At 72.3% G+C, this 24730-nt stretch carries 20 protein-coding genes; 5 read left to right on the forward strand and 15 right to left on the reverse strand.

Going from position 1 to position 24730, the window contains the following annotated elements; genetic code table 11:
* Window positions 1–120: 120 nt before the first annotated feature.
* Window positions 121–996 carry a S1 family peptidase gene (locus AC3CHW_RS31870; protein WP_488468778.1) on the reverse strand — a complete coding sequence of 292 codons (876 nt, stop codon included), beginning with the start codon at window positions 994–996 and terminating at the stop codon, window positions 121–123.
* Between the two features lie 706 nt (window positions 997–1702).
* On the opposite strand from AC3CHW_RS31870, the gene AC3CHW_RS31875 reads away from it, so the two are divergent.
* Complete coding sequence (locus AC3CHW_RS31875; RefSeq protein ID WP_488468779.1) at window positions 1703–4777, forward strand: helix-turn-helix transcriptional regulator; 3075 nt, start codon at window positions 1703–1705, stop codon at window positions 4775–4777.
* Between the two features lie 478 nt (window positions 4778–5255).
* Here the strand turns inward: AC3CHW_RS31875 and AC3CHW_RS31880 are convergent, their stop codons facing one another.
* The 3 genes from AC3CHW_RS31880 to AC3CHW_RS31890 all read right to left on the reverse strand — a co-directional run bounded on the left by AC3CHW_RS31880 (window position 5256) and on the right by AC3CHW_RS31890 (window position 8812).
* On the reverse strand, window positions 5256–7064 hold the full coding sequence (locus AC3CHW_RS31880; RefSeq protein ID WP_488468780.1) for a S8 family serine peptidase: 1809 nt from the start codon (window positions 7062–7064) through the stop codon (window positions 5256–5258).
* Window positions 7065–7883: 819 nt separating this feature from the next.
* Window positions 7884–8243 carry a hypothetical protein gene (locus AC3CHW_RS31885; RefSeq protein ID WP_488468781.1) on the reverse strand — a complete coding sequence of 120 codons (360 nt, stop codon included), beginning with the start codon at window positions 8241–8243 and terminating at the stop codon, window positions 7884–7886.
* A gap of 257 nt (window positions 8244–8500) precedes the next feature.
* Entirely contained in the window at window positions 8501–8812 is a 312-nt protein-coding gene (locus AC3CHW_RS31890; RefSeq protein WP_488468782.1) for a hypothetical protein, read from the reverse strand.
* Between the two features lie 601 nt (window positions 8813–9413).
* On the opposite strand from AC3CHW_RS31890, the gene AC3CHW_RS31895 reads away from it, so the two are divergent.
* Window positions 9414–10205, forward strand: a complete 792-nt coding sequence (locus tag AC3CHW_RS31895; RefSeq protein ID WP_488468783.1) for an alpha/beta fold hydrolase — start codon at window positions 9414–9416, stop codon at window positions 10203–10205.
* Window positions 10206–10460: 255 nt separating this feature from the next.
* Here AC3CHW_RS31895 and recA read toward each other — a convergent pair whose 3' ends face one another.
* From recA to AC3CHW_RS31940, 9 genes are all read right to left on the reverse strand, one after another.
* Window positions 10461–11537, reverse strand: coding sequence for a recombinase RecA (gene recA, locus AC3CHW_RS31900; protein WP_488468784.1), 1077 nt, complete (start codon window positions 11535–11537; stop codon window positions 10461–10463).
* A 197-nt stretch (window positions 11538–11734) separates the two neighbouring features.
* Complete coding sequence (locus AC3CHW_RS31905) at window positions 11735–13141, reverse strand: NADH-quinone oxidoreductase subunit N (RefSeq protein ID WP_488468785.1); 1407 nt, start codon at window positions 13139–13141, stop codon at window positions 11735–11737.
* Window positions 13142–13172: 31 nt separating this feature from the next.
* A complete protein-coding gene (locus tag AC3CHW_RS31910) occupies window positions 13173–14678 on the reverse strand; it encodes a complex I subunit 4 family protein (RefSeq protein ID WP_488468786.1) in 1506 nt (501 codons plus the stop codon).
* 3 nt (window positions 14679–14681) lie between these two features.
* Window positions 14682–16484 (reverse strand): proton-conducting transporter transmembrane domain-containing protein, encoded by a 1803-nt coding sequence (locus AC3CHW_RS31915; protein ID WP_488468787.1) that lies wholly within the window; start codon window positions 16482–16484, stop codon window positions 14682–14684.
* Window positions 16485–16487: 3 nt separating this feature from the next.
* Window positions 16488–16790, reverse strand: a complete 303-nt coding sequence (gene nuoK, locus AC3CHW_RS31920; protein WP_459246784.1) for an NADH-quinone oxidoreductase subunit NuoK — start codon at window positions 16788–16790, stop codon at window positions 16488–16490.
* The gene (locus AC3CHW_RS31925; RefSeq protein WP_488468788.1) at window positions 16787–17347 is read right to left on the reverse strand and encodes an NADH-quinone oxidoreductase subunit J; all 561 of its coding nucleotides are present in this window, start codon (window positions 17345–17347) and stop codon (window positions 16787–16789) included. Before AC3CHW_RS31925 ends, nuoK begins: the two co-directional genes overlap by 4 nt.
* On the reverse strand, window positions 17344–18282 hold the full coding sequence (locus AC3CHW_RS31930; RefSeq protein WP_488468789.1) for a complex I subunit 1 family protein: 939 nt from the start codon (window positions 18280–18282) through the stop codon (window positions 17344–17346). The genes AC3CHW_RS31925 and AC3CHW_RS31930 overlap by 4 nt, the downstream gene beginning before the upstream one ends.
* Complete coding sequence (locus AC3CHW_RS31935) at window positions 18264–19466, reverse strand: hypothetical protein (RefSeq protein WP_488468790.1); 1203 nt, start codon at window positions 19464–19466, stop codon at window positions 18264–18266. The genes AC3CHW_RS31930 and AC3CHW_RS31935 overlap by 19 nt, the downstream gene beginning before the upstream one ends.
* A complete protein-coding gene (locus tag AC3CHW_RS31940; protein WP_488471239.1) occupies window positions 19457–19744 on the reverse strand; it encodes an NADH-quinone oxidoreductase subunit A in 288 nt (95 codons plus the stop codon). Before AC3CHW_RS31940 ends, AC3CHW_RS31935 begins: the two co-directional genes overlap by 10 nt.
* A gap of 272 nt (window positions 19745–20016) precedes the next feature.
* On the opposite strand from AC3CHW_RS31940, the gene AC3CHW_RS31945 reads away from it, so the two are divergent.
* Window positions 20017–21342, forward strand: a complete 1326-nt coding sequence (locus AC3CHW_RS31945) for an erythromycin esterase family protein (RefSeq protein ID WP_488468791.1) — start codon at window positions 20017–20019, stop codon at window positions 21340–21342.
* A 123-nt stretch (window positions 21343–21465) separates the two neighbouring features.
* Window positions 21466–21918, forward strand: a complete 453-nt coding sequence (locus tag AC3CHW_RS31950; RefSeq protein ID WP_176160303.1) for a YbhB/YbcL family Raf kinase inhibitor-like protein — start codon at window positions 21466–21468, stop codon at window positions 21916–21918.
* Window positions 21919–21966: 48 nt separating this feature from the next.
* On the opposite strand, the gene AC3CHW_RS31955 is transcribed toward AC3CHW_RS31950, so the two are convergent.
* Complete coding sequence (locus AC3CHW_RS31955) at window positions 21967–22311, reverse strand: DUF6343 family protein (RefSeq protein WP_488468792.1); 345 nt, start codon at window positions 22309–22311, stop codon at window positions 21967–21969.
* A gap of 361 nt (window positions 22312–22672) precedes the next feature.
* Between AC3CHW_RS31955 and AC3CHW_RS31960 the strand changes: the two genes are divergently transcribed.
* Window positions 22673–23071 carry a ChaB family protein gene (locus AC3CHW_RS31960; RefSeq protein ID WP_176160300.1) on the forward strand — a complete coding sequence of 133 codons (399 nt, stop codon included), beginning with the start codon at window positions 22673–22675 and terminating at the stop codon, window positions 23069–23071.
* Between the two features lie 77 nt (window positions 23072–23148).
* Here AC3CHW_RS31960 and gdhA read toward each other — a convergent pair whose 3' ends face one another.
* The gene (gene gdhA / locus AC3CHW_RS31965; RefSeq protein WP_488471240.1) at window positions 23149–24489 is read right to left on the reverse strand and encodes an NADP-specific glutamate dehydrogenase; all 1341 of its coding nucleotides are present in this window, start codon (window positions 24487–24489) and stop codon (window positions 23149–23151) included.
* Window positions 24490–24730: the final 241 nt, after the last annotated feature.

Here is a 24730-nt window from a genome sequence, read left to right on the forward strand (position 1 = left end):
GTGCCGGGTCTGGCGCCGCTGCGAGGCTGGGCCCGGTGCTCGCCGCCCGCGCGGTGGTGGACGGCTTCGTCGGGTGACTTCCCGGGTCAGCCTGGCGGGTGTGAGCGTCGGGCCGTGCGGTTAGCCCCTGGCCAACTGGGTCTTGACCCAGTCACCCATCTCGTTGGTGAGCCGTCCCCACGCGCCGTAGCTGGTGCAGCCGGTCTTCACCCATGAGGCGACACCGACCACGACGCCGTCCACGACCAGCGGACCGCCGCTGTCACCCTGGCAGATGCCGTCGTGACCGTTCGCGTACCCGGCGCAGACCATGGTCGCGTCCTTGAAGTTGCCGAAGGCGCCGCAGGTGTTGCGCCCGTCCACGATCGGCAGGCTGGCCTTCTTCACTCGTGCGTACTGGTTCTCACCCAGGCGTACGCGGCCGTAGCCGATCGCGGTGCCGGTCTTGCCCGGCTTGGACAGGCTGCTGTCGGCCGACGTGGCGAACCTGGCGTACTGGCCGCCCTTGACCGGGATCGTCTGCTTGGTCTTGACGACGGCCACGTCGTAGCCGGTCGGCCGGCCGTCCGGTGACGAGTACTTGGGGTGCTGGGTGTAGGACTCGACGTCGATCCTCACTCCTCCTTCCGGTTTGGTGAGGTCGTCGGCTCCGTAGAAGAAGGACTTGGCACCGTCGCCGTTCTTGCAGTGCGCGGCGATCAGGATCGTCTTCGGGCCGATCACCGATCCCGTACATGTCTGGCCCATCGGGCGCTGCCCGCCCTCGCGCAGCGCGGCGATGACGTAGGGGTACTCGGCGACCGTGGTGGGCTGACCTCCGACGATTCTGGTGTGCGCCCCGCTGGGCGCGGGCGCCGTGTCGGTCGGGTTGACCGCCCGCGTGCGGTGGGTGGTGTCGTCGGTCGCCGCCTGAGCACCCCCGGACAACAGTGGCGCGACGGCAAGGGCCGCGACCGTGAGGCTGGCCAACTGGGTCAGCCGCTTGGTTTTGCTCATGCTGTTCCTCTCTCCGTGGATGCCCGCCATGGGGCGGGCGGCCCCCAACCGGCTGACAGCACCCGTTGACCCCGGCTCCACGCCCCCGCCGCGCTGGCGTGGCGTAGAGCCGCGTTGTCCGTCGCGTGTCGGAGGCGCTGTCGGGGTCCTGGTTCCCGTTGCGGTTCGGACTCTGGCGTCTGGTCCCGGGCCCAAGACGCCTGGGCCCGCCCCGCTGTGGGGAACCTTGTCGGGTGCATGTCGTGGTGGGGGGATGAAGGGACCGTAGAGGCGGTACGCGAGGGGGACAATCCGTGTTTTCATCCGTAGCTGGACGCGCCAGGCGAGTTGCCTGGCACGGGCGTTGGCACCGCCCCCGACCAGCGGCGCGGACACACCCAGGAGTGCGCGTCGGAGCCCGGGCCGCGGCGACCCTGCGAGACAGCCGCGTCCCACGCCGTGCACCGGTCACTGGTCCGGCCGTACCGAACAGCGGCGGAGTTTCCCCCCTCTTGCTCCGGCGGCCCACGGAAAGTAGCTTCGCGTTACCGCGGTGGCCGACTGGCTACGGGCGAGCCGGAAGAGACAGCCGGTGGGTGACGACCGGGACACCGGTGCGGTCTCCACAGACCTACGGCCACGACCGAGACGGCCAGTCCGGGTGCGTTGCTGCCCGCCTGCCACCGTGAGCCATGGCCTCGGCCTTCCCTCGGGCACGGAGTCCTCCATGACCAGTCCACTTCTTCGCCGTTCGGGAGCCCCGGCCCTCGTCGGTCGCACCGGCGAACTGCGCGCGCTGCTCGACGTCGTCAACCACCCTCCCGCGGTCGCCTTCGTCGAGGGAGAGGCCGGGATCGGCAAGACCCGGCTGATCCGGGAGGCGTTGGGGCACCCGTCCGTACGGGGCCGCCGCGTGCTGCTCGGCACCTGCCAACCGCTGCGCGAGCCCTTCCCCTACGGCCCGTTCTTCGACCTGCTACGGCAACTCGAAGGCCAGTTGCCACGTGGTCTCAACCCCGTGTGCGGCACGCTGCGGCCCTATCTGCCGGAGTTGGCCGACGCGTTGCCGCCCACGCCGGAGACACTCCACGACCACCAGGCCCGCCGGCACCGACTCTTCCGCGCGGTGCGCGCGCTCCTCGCCTCGCTGGGTCAGGTCGTCGTGGTCGTGGAGGACCTGCACTGGGCGGACGACGGCACCCGCGACCTGGTCGGCTTCCTCGTCGAGGACCCACCCGCCGAAGTGGCGATGGTGCTCAGCTACCGCCGCGAGGACCTCGCGAACGTCGGGTTGCAACTAGGCCGCGCCTATCGGCACCCGCCCGGTACCACCTCCGCCCTGATCCCGCTCGGGCCCCTGGACGTGTCGGCCGTCCGTAGTCTCGCCACCGCCATCACCGGCGGCGAGACCGTACCCGCCGACCTCGCCGCCGAACTGCGCGAACGCACCGCCGGCATCCCGTTCGTCCTGGAGGAGGTCGTCCGCGCGCTCGTCGTCAGCGGTCTACCGGCCGGCTGGGGCGCACAGCGGGAGACACTCGACGCCCTGGAGGTGCCCAGGCTGCTGCGCGAGGCGATGGTGGACCAGACGGCGGGGTTCTCGGCGCGTGCCATGGCCGTGGTGCGCGCGGCGGCCGTGCTCCGCGTCCCCGCCGCCGAGGACCTCATCGCCGCCGTCGCAAGCGCCGAGCCCGCTTTCGCCGAAGCCGGTGATCCCCGGCCCTCCGCGAGCGCCGGCCGAGCGGGTACGCGCGAGAACGCACCGGGCGCGCTGCCCGGGCACGGGGCTGGCGGCGGCGCGTACCACCAGGCGCCCCGGCCTTCGAGCGGCGCCGACGCGGACAGCGGGATCAGGGAGGCGCTGCTGGCGGGCGTGCTGCACGACTTCGGCGGTGACCGCTACGGCTTTCGGCATTCCCTCGCCCAGCAGGCGGCCTACGACTCACTGCCGAGCCTGGACCGGCGCCGACTGCACCGCCGTGTGATGGCCGTGCTCGTCGACGCCGACCCGCCGCCGCTGGTGCAACTCGCCTACCACGCACGACAGGTCGGCGACCTTGATGCCTGGCTGCGGTACAGCGAGGCGGCGGTGGACGCCGCCCGTGAGGTCGGCGACACCGCTGTCGCGGCGGAGGTACTGGAGGGGCTGCTGTCCGACCCGCGACTGCGCGGTGACGACCGAGCCAGGCTCGCCGTCCAGCTCAGCCGGGTCGCGCTGTTGGGCCTCGCCTACCGCAGGGCCGTCGCGCTGTTGCGGGGCATCGTGCGCGACGGCGATCTCCCCGACGTCGTACGCGGTGAGGTCCGGCTCAACCTCGGGTTGTTGCTCAGAAACCAGGCCGGACAGTACGAGCAGGGTTGGACGGACACCGAGATCGCGGTCCGGGAGCTGCGCGACTCACCTGAACTCGCCGCCCGGGCCATGGCCGCGCTGGCCATGGCGAGTTCCGGCGAGCAACCGTACGGGGCGTACCAGCAGTGGATCGCCCGCGCCGAGGGACTCCTCACGGACCAGTCGGACCCGGCCCTGCGGCTGGCCGTACGGGGCAATCACGTCGTCCTGCGCATGATGGCGGGCGATCCCACGGTCTGGGCCGAGGCTGAGGAGATGATGGGCACCGGGCGCACTCCCGAAGAATGCCTACAGCTCGCCCGGCTGTCCGGCAACCTGGCCGAGGCCACCACCTGGCTCGGCCACTACGCGGCGGCGCAGCGGTTCCGGCGCGCGGGCGAGCGGCTCGCCGCCGAGTGTGGTTCACCCTGGCTCCAGGGGATCATCGACGGCACCTCGCTGCGGCTGGAATGGGGCCTCGGCAACTGGCATGACCTGGCCACGCGTGCGCGCCAAGTGCTCGACATGGTGCAGGGCGTGTCCGGCACCGCGGCCGACGCGTACCTGGTCCTCGGGCTGCTCGCCATCGCTCGCGGTGAGTGGGACGAGGCCACCGACGCACTCGAGGCCGCCGCCCTCGGTGACCCGGTCAACGCCCGGGCCCCCGTCCTGGCTGCCGCCGCGGGGGCGATGATCCGGGTGTGGATGGCCCGTGGCGAGATGGGGGCGGCCCGGGCGGAGGCGGAACGGGCCGTCGCCAGGGTCCGACGCAAGGGGATGTGGGTCTGGGGCGCGGACCTCATGCCGACGGCGGTCGCCGCGCTCGTACGGCACGGACGAGTGTCGGAGGCGGACGCCCTAGTCGCGGAGTACGCCGCGGGCATCGCCGGTCGCGACGCGCCGCTGGCCGCCGCCGCACTGGAGGCATGCCGGGGGGCGGTGGCGTACGCGCGGGGCCGCCTGGCCGAGGCCATCGCGGCCTACGAGACGGCGAGCGCTCGCTACGCGGCACTGCCCAGACCGTATTCGGCAGCCCGCACCGCTGAGGCCGCCCTGCGCTGCCGCCTCGCTACGGGTGGCCTTGGCGGCAAGGCCGACCCGGCCGGTACGGCTGGGCGCGGCGGTGCCGGCCGCGCGGGAGACACCTCCGGGGCGCGGGTCGCGAGGGAGCTGACCGAACTCGCCGAGCGCTTTGCCGCACTGGGCGCTACGCGGGACGCGGCCCGGTGCCGTCGGGTGCTACGTGATAACGGTGTCAGCATCTCCGCGCGACGCGGTCGACGTGGCTACGGTGACCAACTCACGCCGCGCGAGAGGGAGGTGGCCCGCCTCGTGGCCACGGGGCGCACGAACCGGGAGATCGCCGACGTGCTCTTCCTGTCGCCACGGACGGTCGAGCAGCACGTGGCGAGGGTGCTGCACAAGCTCAACCTCACCTCCCGAAGCGAGGTACCCACAGACGCCTACTGACCGGGCTGGCCTGCCCGGTCCGCCCGGCCTGTGCGGCGTGGTCGTGGGGTGGTTGGCTTCCCGGTCGTCTGTTTCGTCGCCGGGGCCTGTGGGGTGGGTGCACGGTGGAGCGGGAGTGGTCGGCCCTCGCGCGCCGGCTTACCGGGCTGTGGCAGTCCGGCCCGGGCCAGGCCGAGTGCGCGTGCGCGCGTGATACCCGCGACCCGGGGACTGAGAGGGGGAGGCGCGGACCTGCGGCAGGACGCCGAGGACATCGACCGGACGGCTGCGGGTCGCGTACGCCGCGACGAGTCGGTGCGGGGCCCCTGCGGGGCCCCGCACGCTGTGGGTGGTCTCCCTCGGAGGCCGGGCATGGGACGCCCAGCCTCCGAAGCGACGAGCGGTAGCCGTCGTTGTCGGGAGGCTCGGCGGCCGGTGCGGGAAGGCAGTCGGCCGTGGCGGGTAGGAGGGGCAGGTGGTCTGTCGAACGGCGGTCGGGTCAGTTACCGAAGCAGACGGTCTGGCTGCCGTAGTCGCGGCACTGGATCTGCTTGGCCGCGGTGCCGGCGTTGCCCGCCCGGTCGGTGACCGTGAGCTCCGCCGTGTAGGTCTTCTGACCCGCTGGGTAGGTGTTCTTGGCGGTCCTGCCCTCGCCGGTCTTGCCGTCGCCGAACTTCCAGGCGTACGAGGCGATGTCACCGTCCTTGTCGGTGGAGCGGGAGGCGTCGAAGGCGCACGCGTCGTTCCGGCAGGAGACGGTGAACCGTGCCACCGGCGGCTCGCCCGCCGGCTTGCCCACGGCCACCTTCCTGGTGACGGTCCCGGTCTTGCCGCTGTTGTCGGTCACCGTCAGCTTGACCTCGTACGAACCTGCCTTGTCATAGGTGTGCGACGGCTTGGCGCCCTCGCCGGCCTCGCCGTCGCCGAACTCCCACGCGTACGAGGAGATCGAACCGTCCGGGTCCTTCGACGCGGACGCGTCGAAGGCGCACGTCGTGGTGGCCTCCGAGCAGGTCGGTGTGAACTCCGCGGTCGGCTTGCCCGGGTCCGCGGGCGCACCGAGCTTGGTCACGTCGAGGAACTTGTTGGGCGAGCCGGTGCCCGGGTTGGTGACCACGCCGTCCCGTGCGGCGGCGATCACCGCTTCGGTGGCCTGCGCGCTGCTCGCCCTCGGGTTGTTCTCCAGGTAGAGAGCCAGCGCGCCGGCGGCGTGCGGCGCGGCCATGGAGGTGCCGCCCATGGTGGTCTTGCCCGTGTCGGAGCTGTTACTGGCCGAGGTGATGTTGCCGCCGGGGGCGAACAGGTCGATGCAGCGGCCGTAGTTGGAGAAGCTGGACCGCGCGTTGTCGCTGTCGGTGGAGCCGAGGGACAGCGCCTCGGGCGTGTCGCCGGGCGAGGTGCCGCACGCGTCCTGGTTGGCGTTGCCCGCCGAGATCGCGGTCGGGAATCCCGCCTGCACAGCTCGTTTGGTCGCCTCCCGCATGCCCTGCGGGTCGGCGTTCGGACCGCCGGAGCCGAGGCTCATGTTGATGACGCCGGGCTTCTTGCCGTTCTTGACGACCCAGTCGATGCCCTCGATGGTGTCCGCGTCCGGACCACTGCCCTGGCAGTCGAGCACCCGTACGGCGACGATCTTGGCCTGCTTGGCGACGCCGTACTCCTTGCCGGCGATGGTGCCGGCCACGTGCGTGCCATGGCCGTAACAGTCGGCGGCGTCGGTGTCGTTGTCGAGGAAGTCGTAGCCGGACGAGGCCCGGCCCTCGAAGGTCTGGTGCGAGAACCGGGCGCCGGAGTCGATGACGTACGCGATGACACCCGCGCCCGTGCCCGGGTAGTCGTACGCCTTGTCCTGCTTGCCGTCCACGGCGTCCAAGCCCCAGGAAGGCGGGTTGGGTTGGCTGCCGCCCTCGGTCGCGTGCACCATCAACGACTGCTGTACGTAGGCCACTTCGGGGTCCGCCGCCAGCCGCTTGGCCTGGACGGGCGTCATCCTGGCGGAGAAGCCGCGCAGGGCCGCCGTGTAGATCCGATCGGCGTCGCCGCCGTAGCGGTCGGTGAGCCGGTCGGCCTGGTCGGTGACGGCGGTCTCGGCAGCCGCGGAGGCCGAGGTGGCGCCCTTGAGTGAGACGATGTACAGGCCGTCGATGGCACCGGGGGCCCCGGCGTTGATGACCTTTCCTTCGGCGGCCGTGCCGCCGCTGTCCTCAGTGGCCTGGGCGGGTGCGCCGGCCATGGCCAGCGCGGCGGTGACGGCGAGCCCGCTCCACCATGCCGTCAACCAGCGGTAGTTCCTTCTCGTGGTTCTCATCCTGGGTGTGTCTGCCTTTCCGTCTCGGTGAAGTGCGTGGGCGTGGTACTTCGGTGGGACGCCGGCCGTACGTAGCGCACAGCCGGCGGCCACGGACGGACAGTCGAGGGCGGGTGGCAGGTGCCGCAGCGTGCTCGTGCCGCTCGCCGCGAAGGTCGGCGCGAGGGACGCGTCCGCGAGGACGCGTCCGCGAGGACGCGTCCGCGAGGGACGCGTCCGCGTGGGGAGGCGGGCGCGCCCCGGCCTCGATCGGTTGCCGCGACCAGACGGCCAGCCGCCGTGGTGAGGCGCTCGACCGCTCACCCGGTGCGAGCGGGCCCGGTGGGACGAGAAGGCGGTGCGTAGCGCGTCTGCCTGTCCCGCGCCGAGGCGCACGACCTGGGCGAGGTCGCCGTCGCCGGCGCTCGCCACATCGGTGCTGACCACCGCGGACACTGTCGCGTCGGCAGCAACCCGACACGGCGTCGCCCGCTGCCTGTTCCGTGCTGCTGTCCATCGCCTCCGGTCGGAGGCGCCGCTCGGCCCGATGTGTGGTCGGGCCGAGCGAGGAGCCCGCCAGCAACGCCGTCGAGGGGTGTGGGAGGTGCGACGGCGCCGGCTGACGGGCCTACCTTGACGGTGTGCGGGGGCGGGTAGCAATCCGTGTCGCGCTCCGTATCGCGGGCTGTCTGGACTTCGACGGTCTGGCAGTCGGCGTGCCCGGTGCCTCGCACGGCTTCCTCGCCGGACCCGCGCACAGGGGGACGAGGGTGGCGAGTGAGGACACGGCGTGGGGCGTCCAACAGGCGAAACCCGCGGGGCGCAGGCGTGTGCGCCCGGTCAGCTCGGCAACAGGGTGTCGAGCACCCGGAGTTCCGCCCTGGCCTCGGCCTGGCGGGGGCTGCGGTGTTCGGTGAGGGTGGCCAGCGCGGCGCGTACGGCCGTACGGGCCTCCGCGAGCTTGCCGACGTGGCGCAGGACGATGCCCAGTTCGAGGTGGGCGGGCCCGCTCCAGGCCGGCATGGCGGAGCTCTCGAAGGCGGCGAGCGCGCTGCGTAGCGGCCCCTCGGCACGCTGCCACTGGCCGAGCGCCGCGTGGTCGTTGCCGACGTGTTGCGCGGCGACCGCCTGGTAGAGGGCGAGCAGGTCGGGGCAGAGCCCGGGGACTCGCTCTTCCTCCAGTCCCCCCAGTAGCGGCACCCCTCCCAGACCCCGACGTCCAGGCGTCGGGGTCTGTGGCGTCCCCTCGCACGACCTCTCCCGTCGCGTTCGCGTCCGAGACATGGTCATAGCCGCAGTCGGCGTAGACCTCTCTCGGCCGCTGGCGGGGGTGGCCAGGTCTGCCGCGGATGCGCGGGATGGCTGCCAGCAGAGGGGATCAGCCGTGTGACGTCGTTGCGGTTGTAAGAGAACTGCGAGGGCGGCAAAGCCGTCCTCGCAGTTCAGGGTCTGTCAGTTCAGTCGCCTGTCGTTCGCACCGTCAGGTACTCCCTGTATGCGGCCCTGAGTTCTTCAACGTAAACACGCAGGCGCTCGATATTGACTTCGGGGTCCTGCCTGTGCAGCTCGTTGTCCACTTCGGCGAATTGGGCATCGACCACTCGCAGGCCGGCCGAGAGTGCGCGGCCGTTACTCCCTGCAATGCCCGTGAGGTCGGCCTCTAATTGAGATACTGCGATGACGAGATCGCCGATGTCCTCCCGTTCTGAAAGCCTAGGCGCGTCGTCGAACCACGACCCGCGTGGCAGTGTTTTCTCCAGCTTCGACACGTTCCTTTTATGCCACATAACGCCCTCGCCAGAATGTGACCCATCGAGTCAACCTATGATTCATTTTACCGTCGAGGCTCACGCGGTGGCTTTGCCCGGGCTCACGGGCCGCGTGAAAATACCACCATGCCGCCTGGTGTCACCTGCTAAGCGGTTTGCCCTACCGGTAGAACTGTTCCGACTGCCGGTGGCAGAGAAGGCTGCGCGCACATTTTGGGTCTTATTCGCTACGCTGTAATCGAAGTAAGCGCGATATCTCCAATTGGCTGCCCGAACGCCGGGCGCGTATGACGGTCTCGTGAATGGCTTCGACATGGGGGAGGCGACCCGACGACGTCGTAGGGGTGGGTCTGGTCGACCATGGTGTAACGCCTCAACTGGTCAGATCGCCGTGCCGAGGCAAGGGGCCAGCAAGTGATCGAACGACCTCACGACGGCCACGCGAACCGCCTGCCCGGTGCACATGGCGGACGACGGCGAGCCGTTCGGGTGGCAGGCTCTGCACCGTGAGGGCGGCAAAACCGCCCTCACGGACCGCCTTCTGTCCAGCGCTTCCCGACGAAGTACTGCGCTTCGCCCACGGAGTTGAGGAGAGCAGCCGATGCCCTACGCGACGGCGCCCGACGGGACCCGCATCGCCTACCAGCTCGAAGGCGAGGGTGTGCCGCTCGTCCTGCTGGCTGGGCAGGCCAACAGCCACCTTTGGTGGGAGATGGTGCGCGCCGACTTCCACCCCGCACGCAGCACCCTGACCCTCGACTACCGGGGCACCGGCGACAGTGACAAGCCCGATACGCCCCACAGCACCGAACTGTTCGCCCAGGACGTCATCGCCGTCCTCGACGACCTCGGCATCGAGCGGGCCGACGTCTACGGCACGTCCATGGGTGGGCGTGTCGCCCAGCAACTCGCCGCCCGTCACCCGCGCCGAGTCGGCGCCCTGGTCCTGGGTTGCACCTCACCCGGCGGCCCGCACGGCATCGAACGCGGCGACGACGTCCGCCAGGCACTGGCCCGGCCCCACTCCGGAGCCGCGCGGCAAGCCCTGCTGGAGTTCATGTACACCCCCCGCTGGCTCGCCGACCATCCGGGCCCGCACCACACCCTCGGCGACCCCCGGATGCCCGCCCACTCCCGGCGCCGCCACCTCACGGCCAGCGACCGCCACGACGCCTGGGACCTCCTGCCCACCATCAGCGCACCCACCCTGGTCCTCCACGGAACCGACGACGTGCTCAACCCCACCGCCAACGCGCCCCTACTCGCCGACCGCATCCCGGGCGCCCGACTCCACCTGATCCCCGACACCCGCCACGCCTACTTCGAGGAAGCCCGCACCCACGCCAGCCCCCTGGTCCTGGACTTCCTCACCACGACCTCGCACCAGCCGTAGCCACGCGACCAGCCGCGTCGCCGCGCCACGGCCGCCCGCGGTGAGCCAGTTCCACACCGCTGCACCAGCGGCACCTCGGGGTCGAGGTTGTACCGGGCGAGGGATCGGGCGATCTGTTCCTCGCTGCGGGCCGGCCGCAGCTCCTGGTAGTTCGATCGCGGGTCCAGAAACCAACTGGCCACGAAGTACGTCGCGTTGGTCGCGACCGCAACATCAGGAGCCAGCCCGCCCTCCGGCCGGGTCGGCCCGTGCCTGTCAGGCGGCGCTTCCGGTCGAGGGCCCGGCGGTGTCGGGGGCCGGGATGGGGTCCGCGTCCTCGGCGGCCGGGGCCTTCGTCGACGCCCCGATGCCGAGCTTCGTGAGGATCTTCTTCTCGATCTCGTCGGCGAGGTCGGGGTTGTCCTTGAGGAAGTTGCGGGCGTTCTCCTTGCCCTGGCCGAGCTGGTCGCCCTCGTACGTGTACCAGGCGCCGGACTTGCGGACGAAGCCGTGTTCCACGCCCATGTCGATCAGGCCGCCCTCGCGGCTGATGCCCTGGCCGTAGAGGATGTCGAACTCGGCCTGCTTGAAGGGTGGGGCGACCTTGTTCTTGACCACCTTGACGCGGGTGCGGTTGCCGACGGCGTCGGTGCCGTCCTTCAGCGTCTCGATCCGGCGGATGTCGAGGCGTACCGACGCGTAGAACTTCAGCGCGCGGCCACCGGTCGTGGTCTCCGGCGAACCGAACATCACGCCGATCTTCTCGCGGAGCTGGTTGATGAAGATCGCCGTCGTCCGTGTCTGGCTGAGCGCGCTGGTGATCTTGCGGAGCGCCTGGCTCATCAGTCGGGCCTGCAGGCCCATGTGGGAGTCGCCCATCTCGCCCTCGATCTCGGCGCGTGGCACCAGGGCGGCGACGGAGTCGATCACGATCAGGTCGATCGCGCCGGAGCGGATCAGGATGTCGACGATCTCCAACGCCTGCTCGCCGTTGTCCGGCTGGGACAGGATGAGGTTGTCGGTGTCCACGCCGAGCTTCTTGGCGTACTCCGGGTCCAGGGCGTGCTCGGCGTCGACGAACGCTACCGCGCCGCCGGCCCGCTGCGCGTTCGCCACCGCGTGCAGGGTCAACGTCGTCTTGCCGGAGGACTCCGGCCCGTACACCTCCACCACACGGCCGCGCGGCAGGCCGCCCACGCCGAGCGCCACGTCCAGCGCGGTGGAACCGGTGGGGATCACCTCGATGGGCTCGTTAGGGCGCTCGCCGAGGCGCATGACCGCGCCCTTGCCGAACTTCCGCTCGATCTGTGCGAGCGCGGTGTCCAGCGCCTTCTCGTGATCGGTTCCTGCCATGAGCTTCACCTGGTCCGCTTGAGTGGCACACCGCGCGTCGGAGAACGCGAGTGTCTCCTGCCGACAACGGACGTCTCGGAAATCCCAAAAACGAACATCCGATCGAATATCGTGTCAATGAAAGGTACCAAACCGAGCAGCGGTCGGGTCGCGCACCGCTCCGCGCCGAACGCGGGTGGGGGAGGACGCCCGGTGGGCTACCCGGGGGCGCCGAGGGCCGTGAGGACGGCGCCGCTGGCGAGGCCGAGCGGCAGGGTCAGCGCGGCCGTCGTGAGCGCGACGGCTCGGGCCCACCCACTCGTCGCGCCCCGGTCGCGCGGGGTGGGGCCGTGTACTGGGCGGAAGGCCGGGGCGATCCAGCGGAGGTAGTAGAAGAGGGAGGCGAGCGTGTTGAGGGCCGCGACCACGACGAGCCAGGCGTAGCCGCCGTCGATGGCGGCGGTGAAGACCTCCAGCTTTCCGACGAACACGGCGGTCGGGGGCGTGCCCACGAGCCCCAGCAGGGTGATGGCCAAGGCGACGGCGAGCAGCGGGTCTCGTCGCGCGAGTCCCCGGTAGCTGTCGAGCGTGCGCCCGTCGGTGGTGGCGACGACGGCGAACGCGGCGATGTTGGTGAGCGCGTAGGCGGCGAGGTACAGCAGCAGCGCCGGCCGCGCGAGCGGGGTGCGGCCGGCGACGGTGACGGCCATCAGGAGGTAGCCGACCTGGGAGACGGTCGAGTAGCCCAGGAGTCGCGGGACGGAGATCTGGGCGAAGGCGGCCAGGTTTCCCAGGGTCATGCTCGCGGTCGCCAGGATGGCGGCGAGGAGTCGCCAGTCGATGACGTCCGCTGGGATGGCGCTGTCGAGCAGGCGGTACGTGGCGGCGAGGGCGCCGATCTTGGGCACGGTGGTGAGGGCGGCGGCGACCGCGGGCGGGGTGCCGTCGCTCACGTCGGGGACCCAGAAGTGGGCGGGCACCGCCCCGGCCTTGAAGGCCAGCCCGGCCAGGACCGAGGTCAGCCCGACGGCGGCGACCGCGGCCGGGCCGTGGGAGACGCCCTCGGCGACCTCGCCGTAACCGGTGGCGCCGGCCACGCCGAACAGGAGGGTCACGCCGGCGACCGTGGTGACGCCGGCGAGGGCCCCGGCGAGGTAGTACTTCAGGGCCGCCTCGGTCGCCGGGCCACGTACGACCCAGCCGGCCAGGGCGTAGAAGGGGACGCTGGCCAGCAGGAACGCCGCGAACAGCATGATCAGGTCGTTGGCTCCGGCCAGCGCGATCGAGCCGAGGGCACCGAGTTGCAGCAGCACGACGAACTCGGTCTCCCGCCGGTGCCCGGCGACCGTGTCGTGGCACAGCGCGAGCAGCGCGAGTACGGCGACGAGCACGACGGCCCGGACCGTGTGCGTGGCGGTGTCCAGCACGTACGTACCGAAGACGGTCTCCGCCGGCCGGGCGGCGGCGAGCGCGGTGGCCGCGAGGCCCACCCCGCAGGCGAGCGCGGCCAGGGCCCGGAGCGTCCACTGCCGCCGACGCGGCGTCCAGGCCCCGGCCAGCAGGCCGAGAACGGCGCTGGCCAGCAGGGTGATCTCGGGGATCAGCGTGGTCGGATCGCTGTTCATGGTGGCGTCCACGGCGCGGTCGTCGCCCCGCTTACCTGGCGACCAGGTGGTTGAGCGCGCGGGCCGCCGGTTCGATGACGTCCAGGACGACGCGGGGCAGCAGGCCGAGGAAGGCGGCCAGCAGGAGCAGCGCCCCGACGGAAAGCAGCTCGGGCGGGCGCAGGTCGGGGAAGGGGCGGGGGGCGCCGGGGGCGTCCGGGAGGCGGACGCGTCCGGTGAGCATGCGGCTGAGGGCCAGCAGGAACAGGGTGGCGGTCAGCAGGACGCCGGTCACGGCGACGAGCGTGGCGGCGGGCGCGCCCCGTAGCGCGCCGGCGAAGATCTGGAACTCGGCGATGAACCCGGAGAAGCCGGGCAGGCCGAGTGAGGCGAAGGCGGCCACGGCGAACAGGGCGGCGAAGCGTGGGGCGCGGGTGGCCAGGCCGCCGTAGGCGCTCATGGCGTAGGTGTGGCCGCGGGTGTGGAGCGCGCCGGCGAGGAGGAAGAGGGCCGCGGTGATCAGTCCGTGGCTGACCATCTGGTAGACGGCGCCGGTGGTGGCCAGTTCGCGGGCGTGCTCGCTGTCGGCGCCGACCATGCCGGCGGCGCCGAGGCCCAGCAGGACGTAGCCCATGTGGTTGACCGAGGTGTAGGCGATCATGCGTTTGAGGTCGGCCTGGGCCAGGGCGACCAGGGCTCCCCAGACGACCGAGACGAGGCCGACGACCACGATGACGTGGGCGAACTGCCGCCAACTGGCCGGCAGGAGGGGCATGGCGATCCGTACGAAGCCGTAGGTGCCCATCTTGAGCAGGATTCCGGCCAGGATCGCCGACCCGGCCGCGGGCGCCTCCGTGTGGGCGGGTGGCAACCAGGTGTGGAAGGGGAAGACGGGTGTCTTGACGGCCAGTCCGACGCCGACGGCCAGCAGGGTCAGCGTCGCGTACGGGCCGCCGCCGGCGAGCGGGTCGTGCGCGGCGAGGGCGGGGATGTCGAAGGTCGGGGTGTCGGCGGCCAGGGCAAGGAGGATGAAGCCCACGAGTAGCGCGAGGGAGCCGAGGAAGGTGTAGAGGAAGAACGTGAGGGCCGCCGCGCGGGCCGGAGCGCCGGCCCCCCACCCGGCGATCACGAAGTACATGAAGACGATCGACAGGTCGAAGAAGAGGAAGAAGAGGATCAGGTCGAGCGCGACGAACAGGCCGGCGCTGACCGTTTGCAGGCACAGGAAGAGCAGGACGAAGTTCTTCGGCCGGTCAAACTGGCGCCAGGAGTAGACCGCGGTGGCGGTGAACAGGACGGCGGTCAGGGCGAGCAGGGGCAGGGACAGGCCGTCCACGCCGAGGTGGTAGGAGACGCCCGCGCTGGGAATCCACTCCCGGCGTTCGACGGCTCCGTAGCCCGTACCCGGAAGGTCCCGCCACACGACGAGGACCAGGGCGCACTGCGCGAGGCCGGCCACCGTCCACGCGCCGGCGAAGACCCGCGCGTCGCGGTGGGCGGGCAGCGCGGACAGCGCCAGTGCCACCAGCGCGGGCAGGAAGACGATCAGCGAGAGCATCGGTCACCTCACCACGGTCACGAGAACGGCCAGGGCGCCGAGGAGGACGAAGCCCACGGACGCCTGCGCGTAGTACTGGTGCAGTTGGCCGGTCTGCGGGCGCCGGGCGGCCCGGCCCAGTGCGCGCGCCCCATCGGCGATGCCGCCCACGACGCCCTCCAGGGACCGTTCCCCGACGGCGTCGGTACGGCGGGCGAGCACCAGCACCGCCCGCGCGACCCGGTGCGTCCCGCGCGCCAGGACCCGGTCGTCCACGCGGGCGAGCACCGTGGCCAGGTGGAGTACGGGGCGGGCCACGCCGTTCCGGGCGGCCCGTTCCAGGTACAGCCATCCGACCAGCGGCGCCGGGGCGGGCGCCCGGCGGCCGTAGCGCCGGGCGAGCAGGAGACCGGCCACGGCCAGCAACGCGGAGGCGAGGAGTTCCGCGGCGTGGGGCGCGGGGTGGGGGCGCAGCGCCCTGGGCCCGAACGCCAGCAGGCCCGTGCCGGCGGCGGCCACGGCGAGGACCATGGTGACCACCGTGGCCGCCGCCGGCGCCCGCACCCGGCCCGCCGGTTCCGCGGTGGGCACGGGCTGCCATACGGACCACAGGGCCCGGCCGCTGTAGAGGGCGGCGATCAGGGCCGCCGCGAGTCCGGTCACGTACAGGGCGGGTGAGGTGGTGGCGGCAGCGGCGAGCACGGCGTCCTTGGCGAGCCACAGACCCGTGGGTGGCAGTCCGGCCAGGGTCAGGGCCGCGAGGGTGAAGGCCGCGCCGATGACCGGATGGCGGTGGGCCGCCCCGCGCAGGCCGCCGCCGAGGCTTCGGCTGCCCAGGGTCGTCAGCCACAGGCCCGCGACGAGGAACAGGGCGCTCTTGGTGGCGGCGTGCGCGGTCATCTGCAACAGGCCGGCCGGTGTGCCCGCCGTCCCGGCGGCCAGCACGATGAACCCGATCTGCGCGCAGGTCGAGGCGGCGAGGAGTTGCTTGAGGTCGTCCTGGGCGAGCCCCACCAGACCCATCAGCAGCGCGGTGGCCGCCCCGACCCAGGCGACCAGCGGCGCGGCCCAGCCGGCGGACTCCAGGGCGGGTGACAGGCGCAGCAGCAGGTAGCCGCCCGCGGCGACCATCGTCGCCGAGTGCAGCAGCGCGGAGACCGGGCTCGGGCCGCGCATCGCCCCCGACAGCCAGAAACCGAAGGGCAGTTGAGCGGACTTGCCCAGCGCGGCGAGGACGATCCCGGCGACCGCGACGTGCGACCAACCCCCGTCCAGGCCGGCCACGTCGCCCAGCGCCATGGTGTCGGCGCCGCCGGCGAGGACCGCGCCGCCCGCGACGTACAGGCCCAGGTCGGCGGCGCGGGTGGTGCAGAACGCGACGTTCGCGGCACGCGCGGCCCTGGCGTCGTCGAGGTGGTAGCCGATCAGCGCCCAACTCGTCGCGCCCATCACCTCCCAGGCCATGAGCAGCGGCGGCAGCGTCGTCGCCGTGACGGTCGCGAGCATCGCCCCGGCGAAGACCAGCATCAGCCCGACGTACCGCCCGGTGCGCAGCGCCGGCTCGGCCGCGCCGACCAGCAGGGAGGCCAACAGCGCCGCGACGACCAGGACGACCAGCACCGCGGACAGCCCGTCGACGGCGAACCCGGCCGGGACCCCCGCCAGCAGGGGCGCCTCTCCCGCCGGCCGCCCGACGGCCGCGACCACGGCCAGGCCGAGCGTCCCGGCGGCTGCCAGCAGGCCCAGGGCCACCGGCGTACGCCCGCTCCGGGCCGCCAGCAGTGCCACCCCGGCCGCCAGCGGCCAGGCCAGGAGGAGGAGCAGCACCGCTCAGCCCTCCAACTCGGTGGCCGCGTCGGTGGTGTCGACGCGCTTGGCCCGGTAGACCGCCGTGACCACGGCGAAGCCCGTCGCCATCTCGATCGCCATCGCGGTCACCACCGCGACCACGATCACCTGCCCGTCCGCGGTGGGGGCCATGAAGTACCAGAAGCCCGCAGCTGCCAGCATGATCCCGTTGATCATCAGCTCCAGGCCCATCATCAGCATCACGATCGACTGCTGGGTGAGCGCGCCGAACAGGCCGACCGAGAACAGGGCCGCCGCCACCACCAGGAACGCTTCGAGAATCACCGCCCCACACCCCCGCCCGCGCGGTCGTCGGCGCGCGCGGCGTCCAGGTCGTCGCCGAACCGGTCGTAGCGGCCCCGCCCGGTGGCCAGCACCACGGTGGCGACGATCGTGGCGAACAGGGTCACCCCGAGCGTCATCATCGTCAGCATGTGACCCTCCATCAGGGCCTCACCCAGCGCCAGCGTCGGGTCGTCGGGCCGCGCGCCGCGCCTCTCGGGCCAGTCCAGGAGGACGGCCCCGGCCGTCAGCCCGGCGAAGACCAGCGCGCAGATGACCGCCGCCCCACGGGTGTTGTGGAACATCGACATGGGCATCAGCCCCGCCGGGTTCATCATGTACATCACCATGAAGACGGCCATCACGACCATCTCGATGATCATCATGAGGACGATGACGGTGCCCAGATAGGCGAGACCGGTCATGAGGACCATGCCGGCGACGGCGAGAAACGACACCAGCAGCGAGAACGTCGCGCGGGCCATGGAGTCGACGACGAAGACCAGCACGCCACTGGCGACCGCGAGCACCGCCAGCGCTCCGAACAGGGGGAGCGTCACCGTCCGACACCGCCAACGGCCAGGGTGACCAGGGCGACGACCAACGTCTGCACCATCGTCAGCGGCAACAGCACGATCCAGGACACCTCCGCCCAACGGTCCATCCGGACGACGGGAAGGCGGTGCCGCAACCAGACCAGCAGCGTCAGCACCGCGAGGGCCTTGAGCGGCACCCACGCCCAGGCCGGCAGCCACGGACCGTGCCCGCCGCCGAGGAACAGCGGCACCGCGACGGCCGCCGCGGCCACCAGGAGCAACCGACGGCCACCCGCGAACAGCAGCCGGTCCACCCCGGACAACTCGCCCGCCGCGCCACCGGCGACGTCCCGGCCCAGGGGAGCGTCGAACGGCCCCCAGAAGGCCATCGCGGCGGCGCTCAGGAGATAGACGGCGAACGCGGCCGGCATCCAGACCACGAACCACAGGTCCGCCTGCGCGTCGACGATCTCGCTCATCCGCAGGCTGCCAGCGCCGAGCGCGGCGGTGATGATCGCGAACATGTGCGGCAGTTCGTACGACAGCCCCTGGGCGACGAACCGGTAGCCACCCACCAGCGACAGGGCGCTGTTGGGTCCCCAGCCGACCAGCCACACCGCCGCCCACGCCACGACCTCCATGGCGTTGAACCAGACGACGCCGACGGACAGCTCCGCCGGTGCGCGCCAGCCCAGCGGGACCACGGCCGCGCCCAGCACGGCCGCCACGACCAGCGCCACGACGCCCGCCCAGCGCAGCATCCCGTCGGCGGCCAGCGTGGTGCGGCGCTGCGCGACCAGCAGCCGCGCCACCTCCCGCCCGGGGCGGGCCAGGGCCCGCCCGGCACCGGCGCTCAACCCGGCCGCCCGGTCGGCCAGTACGCCGTCGAGCGCCGTGACCCACCACGCGCCGGCCACCAGCGCCACCGGCAGCAGACAGGTCACCGCGACGGTGGCCATCGCCCGCCCCCCTCGACGCGGCCCGGCCCGGCCGAAGCCCCCTCGTCCGGCCGCGGGTCGAGGGCCGCGACCAGCAGCCGGGCCGCGGCCAACTCGGCCCCGGCAAGCCGGCTCCCCAACTCCCGTACCGGCAACCCGTCCGACGCATCCGACGGCGGCGCCGGGCGGCCGAGGGCGTGGGCCTCGATCCGAGACAGGCGCCGCCGCAGCGAGTCGGCGACGTCGGCCCGCTGGTCGCGGCCCAGGTCGCGCAGCATCAGGTGCAGCACCCGCGAGCGGCGCACCCGGCGCACCAGGGCCAGCAGATCGTCCGCGGTCTCCCGCCGGCTCGCCCCCGCGCGCGTCCAGTCGCGCAGGAACCGCGCCCGCGCGGCCGGACCGGCCCAACCCGCGACCGCGAGGAGCCGGGCCACCACGTCCAACTCCCGCACCACGGCGCCGCTCTCGCCGGCGTCCGGCGCCGCGTGTGGCCCGTCGAGGAAGCGTGCCTCGGTCGAGGAGATCACATCGCCCTGCATGACGACGTCGACCACCAGGCCCGCGGGCCAGTCCGGCAACACCGGGCCGAGCGGCAGCCGCAGCACGTCCAGCGCCAGCCCGTCCCGGTCCTCGGCCACCTCCGCCATGCCCAACCCACCCGGCAACGGCATGTCCGGGTGGTGGTGGTCATGGTGGGCGTCGTGGTCGCCGTGGCCCGCGGTGTCGTGCGCGGCGTGCCGCTCGGGTCCCGCGTGGTCGCGAGCCCCGGGGGCGTCGGCGCCGTGGTCCGGGTGGTCGGCGTGGGCCGGGTGGTGGCGCTCTGGTACGCGCTCTCGTACGGGGTGAGCGTCCGTGGCGGCGGACACCGCCTCGACACGCGCGCGGTGGGGATCGGCGAGCAACCCCGGGACCTGGTCCAGCCGCCGGCCGATGTCCGCCGGCGAGGTCCGAGTGCCGAAGTCGATACGCAGTCGGGGGGCCGGGACGCGCCGCCAGACGTCGGCGACAACGGCTCGCATCTCGGGGCCCGGGCGGCCCGCGACGACCAGGACATCGGTGTCCGCCGGGCCCGTCGCCTCGCGCCAGCGACGCACGGCGACCGCGTGCTCGACCTCCCCGCGCGGACCGTCCGCACCGGGCACCGGGACGATCAGCACGTGGGGCGTGCGCGCCGCGAACCGGAGCAGCGCTCGCGTCAGGTCCATCGCAGGGCGCCCTCGCGCCACGCGTAGACCACGCCCGCCAGCAGGATGGCCAGGAAGAGGAACATCTCCACCACCGACGACGTCCCCATCATGGGCACGACGAGGGTCCACGGATACATGAAGATCATTTCCATGTCGAAGGCCAGGAAGACCATGGTCACCGTGTACCAGCGCACGTGGAACCGCGACAGCGCGTGCTCGACGGGCGGCAACCCACCCAGATGCGGCAGGCGCGCGGGGACGGTGGGCCCCACGGTCGCCAGCCGCGAGACCCCCACGACGATCGCGCACCCCGCGAGAGCGACGGCGGCGAGGGCCGCCAGCGTCCCCGATGCGCCCACGCGACACCTCCCTCGGTCGGCCGGTCACGGCGGAGGCTATCCCCGGGGGACAGCCGGGCCCGGAACCGCCGCGCGGCGGGAGGTACGCCTATCGGGTTGCTGTCCCGCGAGGTGCCACCCGCACCGAGCCGCTCAGCGACACGTGGCGCGGTTTCCGGCGGGGCGCGGCGGGAACCCGGGGCGACACCGGGCGAGAAGGGAAGGACGTCGTGTCCCACAGCGAGCAGGACCGGATCCGATCGGCCGCGCTGCCCCTGACGGACCAGGCGTCGCTCGACCCGCTGCTGGACCGCGTCGGCGACGCCCGCTACGTGCTGCTCGGCGAGGCGTCCCACGGCACAGCGGAGTACTACCGGCTTCGTGACGTGCTCACCCGTCGGCTCATCGAGGAGAAGGGGTTCTCCTTCGTCGCGGTCGAGGGCGACTGGCCGGACTGCCAGGCCCTGCACTGCTCGGTGGTCGGTGCCCCGGGCGCGCCTTCGGACCCGCGGGAGGTACTGGCGGGGTTCCGGCGCTGGCCGACGTGGATGTGGGCCAACACGGACGTGGCCGCGTTCGCCCGGTGGCTACGCCGCCACAACGAGGGACGGCCGCCCGACCGGCGCGTCGGCTTCTTCGGGTTGGACGTCTACAGCCTGTGGGAGTCCCTGCACGCGGTGCTCGACCACCTGCGCGCGCACGACCCGGACCAGGTGGCACACGCCCTGGCGGCGTACCGCTGCTTCGAGCCGTACGCCGAGGACCCACAGGCGTACGCGTTGAGCACCCGCTCCGTGCCCGAGGGTTGCGAACCGCAGGTCGTCGGGTTGCTGACCGAACTGCGCCAACGGGCCGCGCAGACGACCTCCCCGGACGGCTCGCTCGCGGAGTTCGCCACCCGGCAGAACGCGGAGGTGCTGGCCGGCGCCGAACGGTACTACCGGGTCATGCTGGAGAGCGGGTCGGAGTCGTGGAACATCCGCGACCGCCACATGGCCGACACCCTGGACCGGCTCATGGAACACCACGGCCCCGACGCCAAGGCGGTGGTGTGGGCGCACAACACCCACGTGGGGGACGCCCGCGCCACGGACATGGCCGACGTCGGCGAGATCAACATCGGCCAGTTGGTGCGCGAACGACACATGGGCCAGGGCGTGGTGCTAGTGGGGTTCGGCTCCCACTCCGGCACCGTGCTCGCGGCCGATGCCTGGGGCGCCGTACCGAGGGTCATGAGCGTGCCACCCGCCCGTACGGACAGCCTGGAGGACCTGCTGCACCGGGTGCTGCGCGGCCAGCCGGGGTTGTTCGTCTTCCCCCACGTGCAGTTCCAGCGGCCCCTCACCGACGGTGAGTGGTACCACGACGAGCGCGGTCACCGTGCCATCGGCGTGGTCTACCGGTCGCGGTACGAGCGGGTGGGCAACTACGTCCCCACCGTCCTGGGCGAGCGGTACGACGCCTTCTGCTACCTGGACCGCACCGGCGCCCTCACGCCCCTGCACGCCTTGGCGGCCGAGAGCCAGGAGGAGCAGACCTGGCCCGGGGGCCTGTGAGGGCCGCATGGGTGACGCCACCAGACGCGCACCCGGTCGGGACCCGTACCGTGCCTGTCCTGGCGGAGAAACCGCAGGTGACCGACGTGTTTGCCCGGATGTGGCCGGGGTACCCCGGGGCCCATGGCTGGCATCGAACTCATCAGCGACGCGTTCAACGACCACGCCTTTCTGGCCCGTCGGTACGCGTTCGAAGGCGAGAACACCTCGCCGCCCCTGACGTGGCACGGCGTTCCGGACGACGCTTCCGAGCTGGTTCTGCTGTGTGAGGACCCCGACGCGCCCTCCGGCACGTTCGTGCACCAGGTCGTGGTCGGCATCGATCCCCACAGCGACGGCGTCGAAGCGGGGCAGACGCCACCCGGCGGCACGGAGTTGGTCAACGGCTTCGGTGAACGGGGCTGGGGCGGGCCACACCCGCCTCCCGGCGACGAGGCGCACCGCTACTTCTTCCGCCTCTACGCCCTCGCGGAACCGTGTGTCCTGCCCGACGCCCCCAGCGCCGAACAGGTGCACCAGGCGGTCGATCCCCGGCAGCTCGCCAGCGGCAACCTGGTGGCGCTCTACCACCGTTGACGGTGCGCGGCGGGTGAGGTGCGCGGCCGGCGAGGTGCGCGGCGCGCCTCACTCCGCCGGCGGTCGGCTGCCGCGCTCGCGCCTGAGCCGACGGGTGACGACCAGCAGGTCGGCCGCCGCGAAGAGGGTGAGCGCCGCACACACCGCGGCGAGGGTGACCAGCGGACCGCGTCCCGGGGTGTCGTCGGAGTCCGACATCGCCGCCCACACCCCGAAGACCACGGCCGCCCCGCCGAAGAACGGCAGGAACACGGTCGACAGGACCCGCCGCAACCCGAGCGCGCTCTGCGCGGTCACGGGCTCGGTCCCGGATCGGGCGAAGCGACGGCCGATCACGCCGGAACGCCCGCGCGGCACCGGACGCTCGCGCCGCCTCGGGCTCTCATCGTTCATGGCGTACTTCCTTCACCGATCTCGGGTGGTGCGGGGGAGGGACGACCAAGGACGGCCGCTGCGGCTGACGCGCCGCGGCGGCGGAATCGACGAGCACACCCCCGCGCGCACCGGAAACCGGTCGCCGCCGGCCGGGCCCCACCAGGACTATGCCGCGACGGCGCCCACCCGGACGGGCCGGCGCGCCGCTTTCGGCCGCCCGGGCGACCCGCACGGCGCGGCGGGCGAAGCCGCCGCCACCGTTACCACCACCAACCTCGGGGAACCCCGACCAGGCACAGCCGCCACGCACACCCGAACGTCACACCCGATACACACCCGACAGTCACACCCGAACGTCACTACCCAGGAGATGAGGCAGGTGCCCGGACGACAGGAGATGCCGTCGACGCTGGAACGGTCCCCGAAGGACGCCCAGCGCACGTGGATCAAGGCGCACGACTCGGCGGTCGACCAGTACGGCGAGGGCGAACGAGCGCACCGGGTGGCGTACGGGGCGCTGAAGCACACGTACGAGAAGGTCGGTGACCACTGGGAGCGGAAGGAGGGTGGCCGCAAGGGGCCTTCCGACCCGCAGTCGGCCCGGCCCCGGCAGCAGGGCGGACGCAGCGGTGAGGGCGTCGACGAGAGCGCCACCAAGGAACACCTCTACGGCGTCGCGCGGCGGCTGGACATCGACGGCCGGTCGCGCATGTCGAAGTCCGAACTGCTCGACGCCATCCGCAAGGCCAACCGCTCCGAGACCCGCGCGGCGCGCTGACGCGCCCCGGGCCCACGGCAGACCACCGTGCCCGGCGGTCGGCGCATGTTCCGCCTGGGACCGCCGGGCACGTGGTGTCAGATGACGCCCTGCGCCAGCATCGCGTCGGCCACCCGCTCGAAGCCGGCGATGTTGGCGCCCGTCACGTAGTCGCCGGGGGAGCCGTAGCGCTCGGCGGTCTCGTGGCAGGTGGCGTGGATGTCGTTCATGATGTGCGTCAACTCGTCCTCGACCCGCCGCGCCGACCACGACGTACGGGCGTGGTTCTGCGCCATCTCCAGCGCGCTGACCGCGACGCCGCCCGCGTTGGCCGCCTTGCCGGGGCCGAACGCCACGCCGGCCTGCTGGAACAGGTGGACGGCCGGGGGCGTCGTCGGCATGTTCGCGCCCTCGGAGACCGCCTTGACCCCGTTGCGGATCAGCGCGGCGGCGGCGTTCTCGTCCAGCTCGTTCTGCGTGGCCGACGGCAGCGCGACGTCCGCGGGGACGTCCCAGACGCTGCCACCGGACACGAAGCGGGCCGAGGCGCCCCGGCGCTCGGCGTAGGTGTCGACGCGACCGCGCTCGACCTCCTTGACCTGCTTGAGCAGCTCGACGTCGATGCCCTTCTCGTCCACAACGTACCCGGAGGAGTCCGAGCAGGTCACGGGGTTCGCGCCGAGGGCGCGCAGCTTCTCGATGGTGTGGATCGCGACGTTGCCGGAGCCCGAGACCACCACCGTCTGGCCCCCGAAGTCCTCGCCGCGCTCGTTCAGCATCGCCCCGGCGAACAGCACGTTGCCGTACCCGGTCGCCTCCGGGCGGATCAGCGAGCCGCCCCAACCCTGTCCCTTGCCGGTCAGCACGCCGGCCTCCCAGCGGTTGGTGATGCGCCGGTACTGGCCGAACAGGTAGCCGATCTCCCGGCCGCCGACTCCGATGTCACCGGCCGGCACGTCCGTGTGCTCGCCGATGTGCCGGTACAGCTCCGTCATGAAGGACTGGCAGAACCGCATGACCTCGGCGTCGCTGCGCCCGTGCGGATCGAAGTCGCTGCCGCCCTTGCCGCCCCCGATGCCGAGGCCGGTCAGCGCGTTCTTGAAGATCTGCTCGAAGCCCAGGAACTTGATGACCCCGAGGTTGACCGACGAGTGGAAGCGCAGGCCGCCCTTGTACGGGCCAAGCGCGCTGTTGAACTCGACGCGGAACCCCCGGTTGACCTGGACCCGTCCGCGATCGTCCTGCCACGGCACGCGGAACATGACCTGGCGTTCCGGCTCACACAGCCGCTCGATGAGTCCTGCTTCGGCGTACCTGGGGTGGGCCGCGAGCACCGGCGCCAGGGTCTCCAGGACCTCGTGCACGGCCTGGTGGAACTCGGGCTGGGCCGGGTTGCGCTGCTCGATCTCGGTCAGGAGGGTGCCGAGTACGCTCTGCATGTCGGATCGCGTCGCCACAGAATGCCTTTCTGGCGCGGCTGTGACCGGTGCCGGCAGGAGTGTGACTCGCTCGGGCCCGGTCCATCGGTGAGCGCTCGGCGCCATTGCCGCACGCGGGGCAAAGTAAGTGTGACGCCCATATAAACATCTTGACTAGTACCTGGGTCCGGCCACCCAGCATGTGAGACCCCACACGAGGTGATATGGCACCCACCCTGGTGGCGGCCGGGGCGAGCGGCGG

The sequence above is a fragment of the Streptomyces sp. MGP-BFMKR1 genome, from assembly GCF_057766585.1.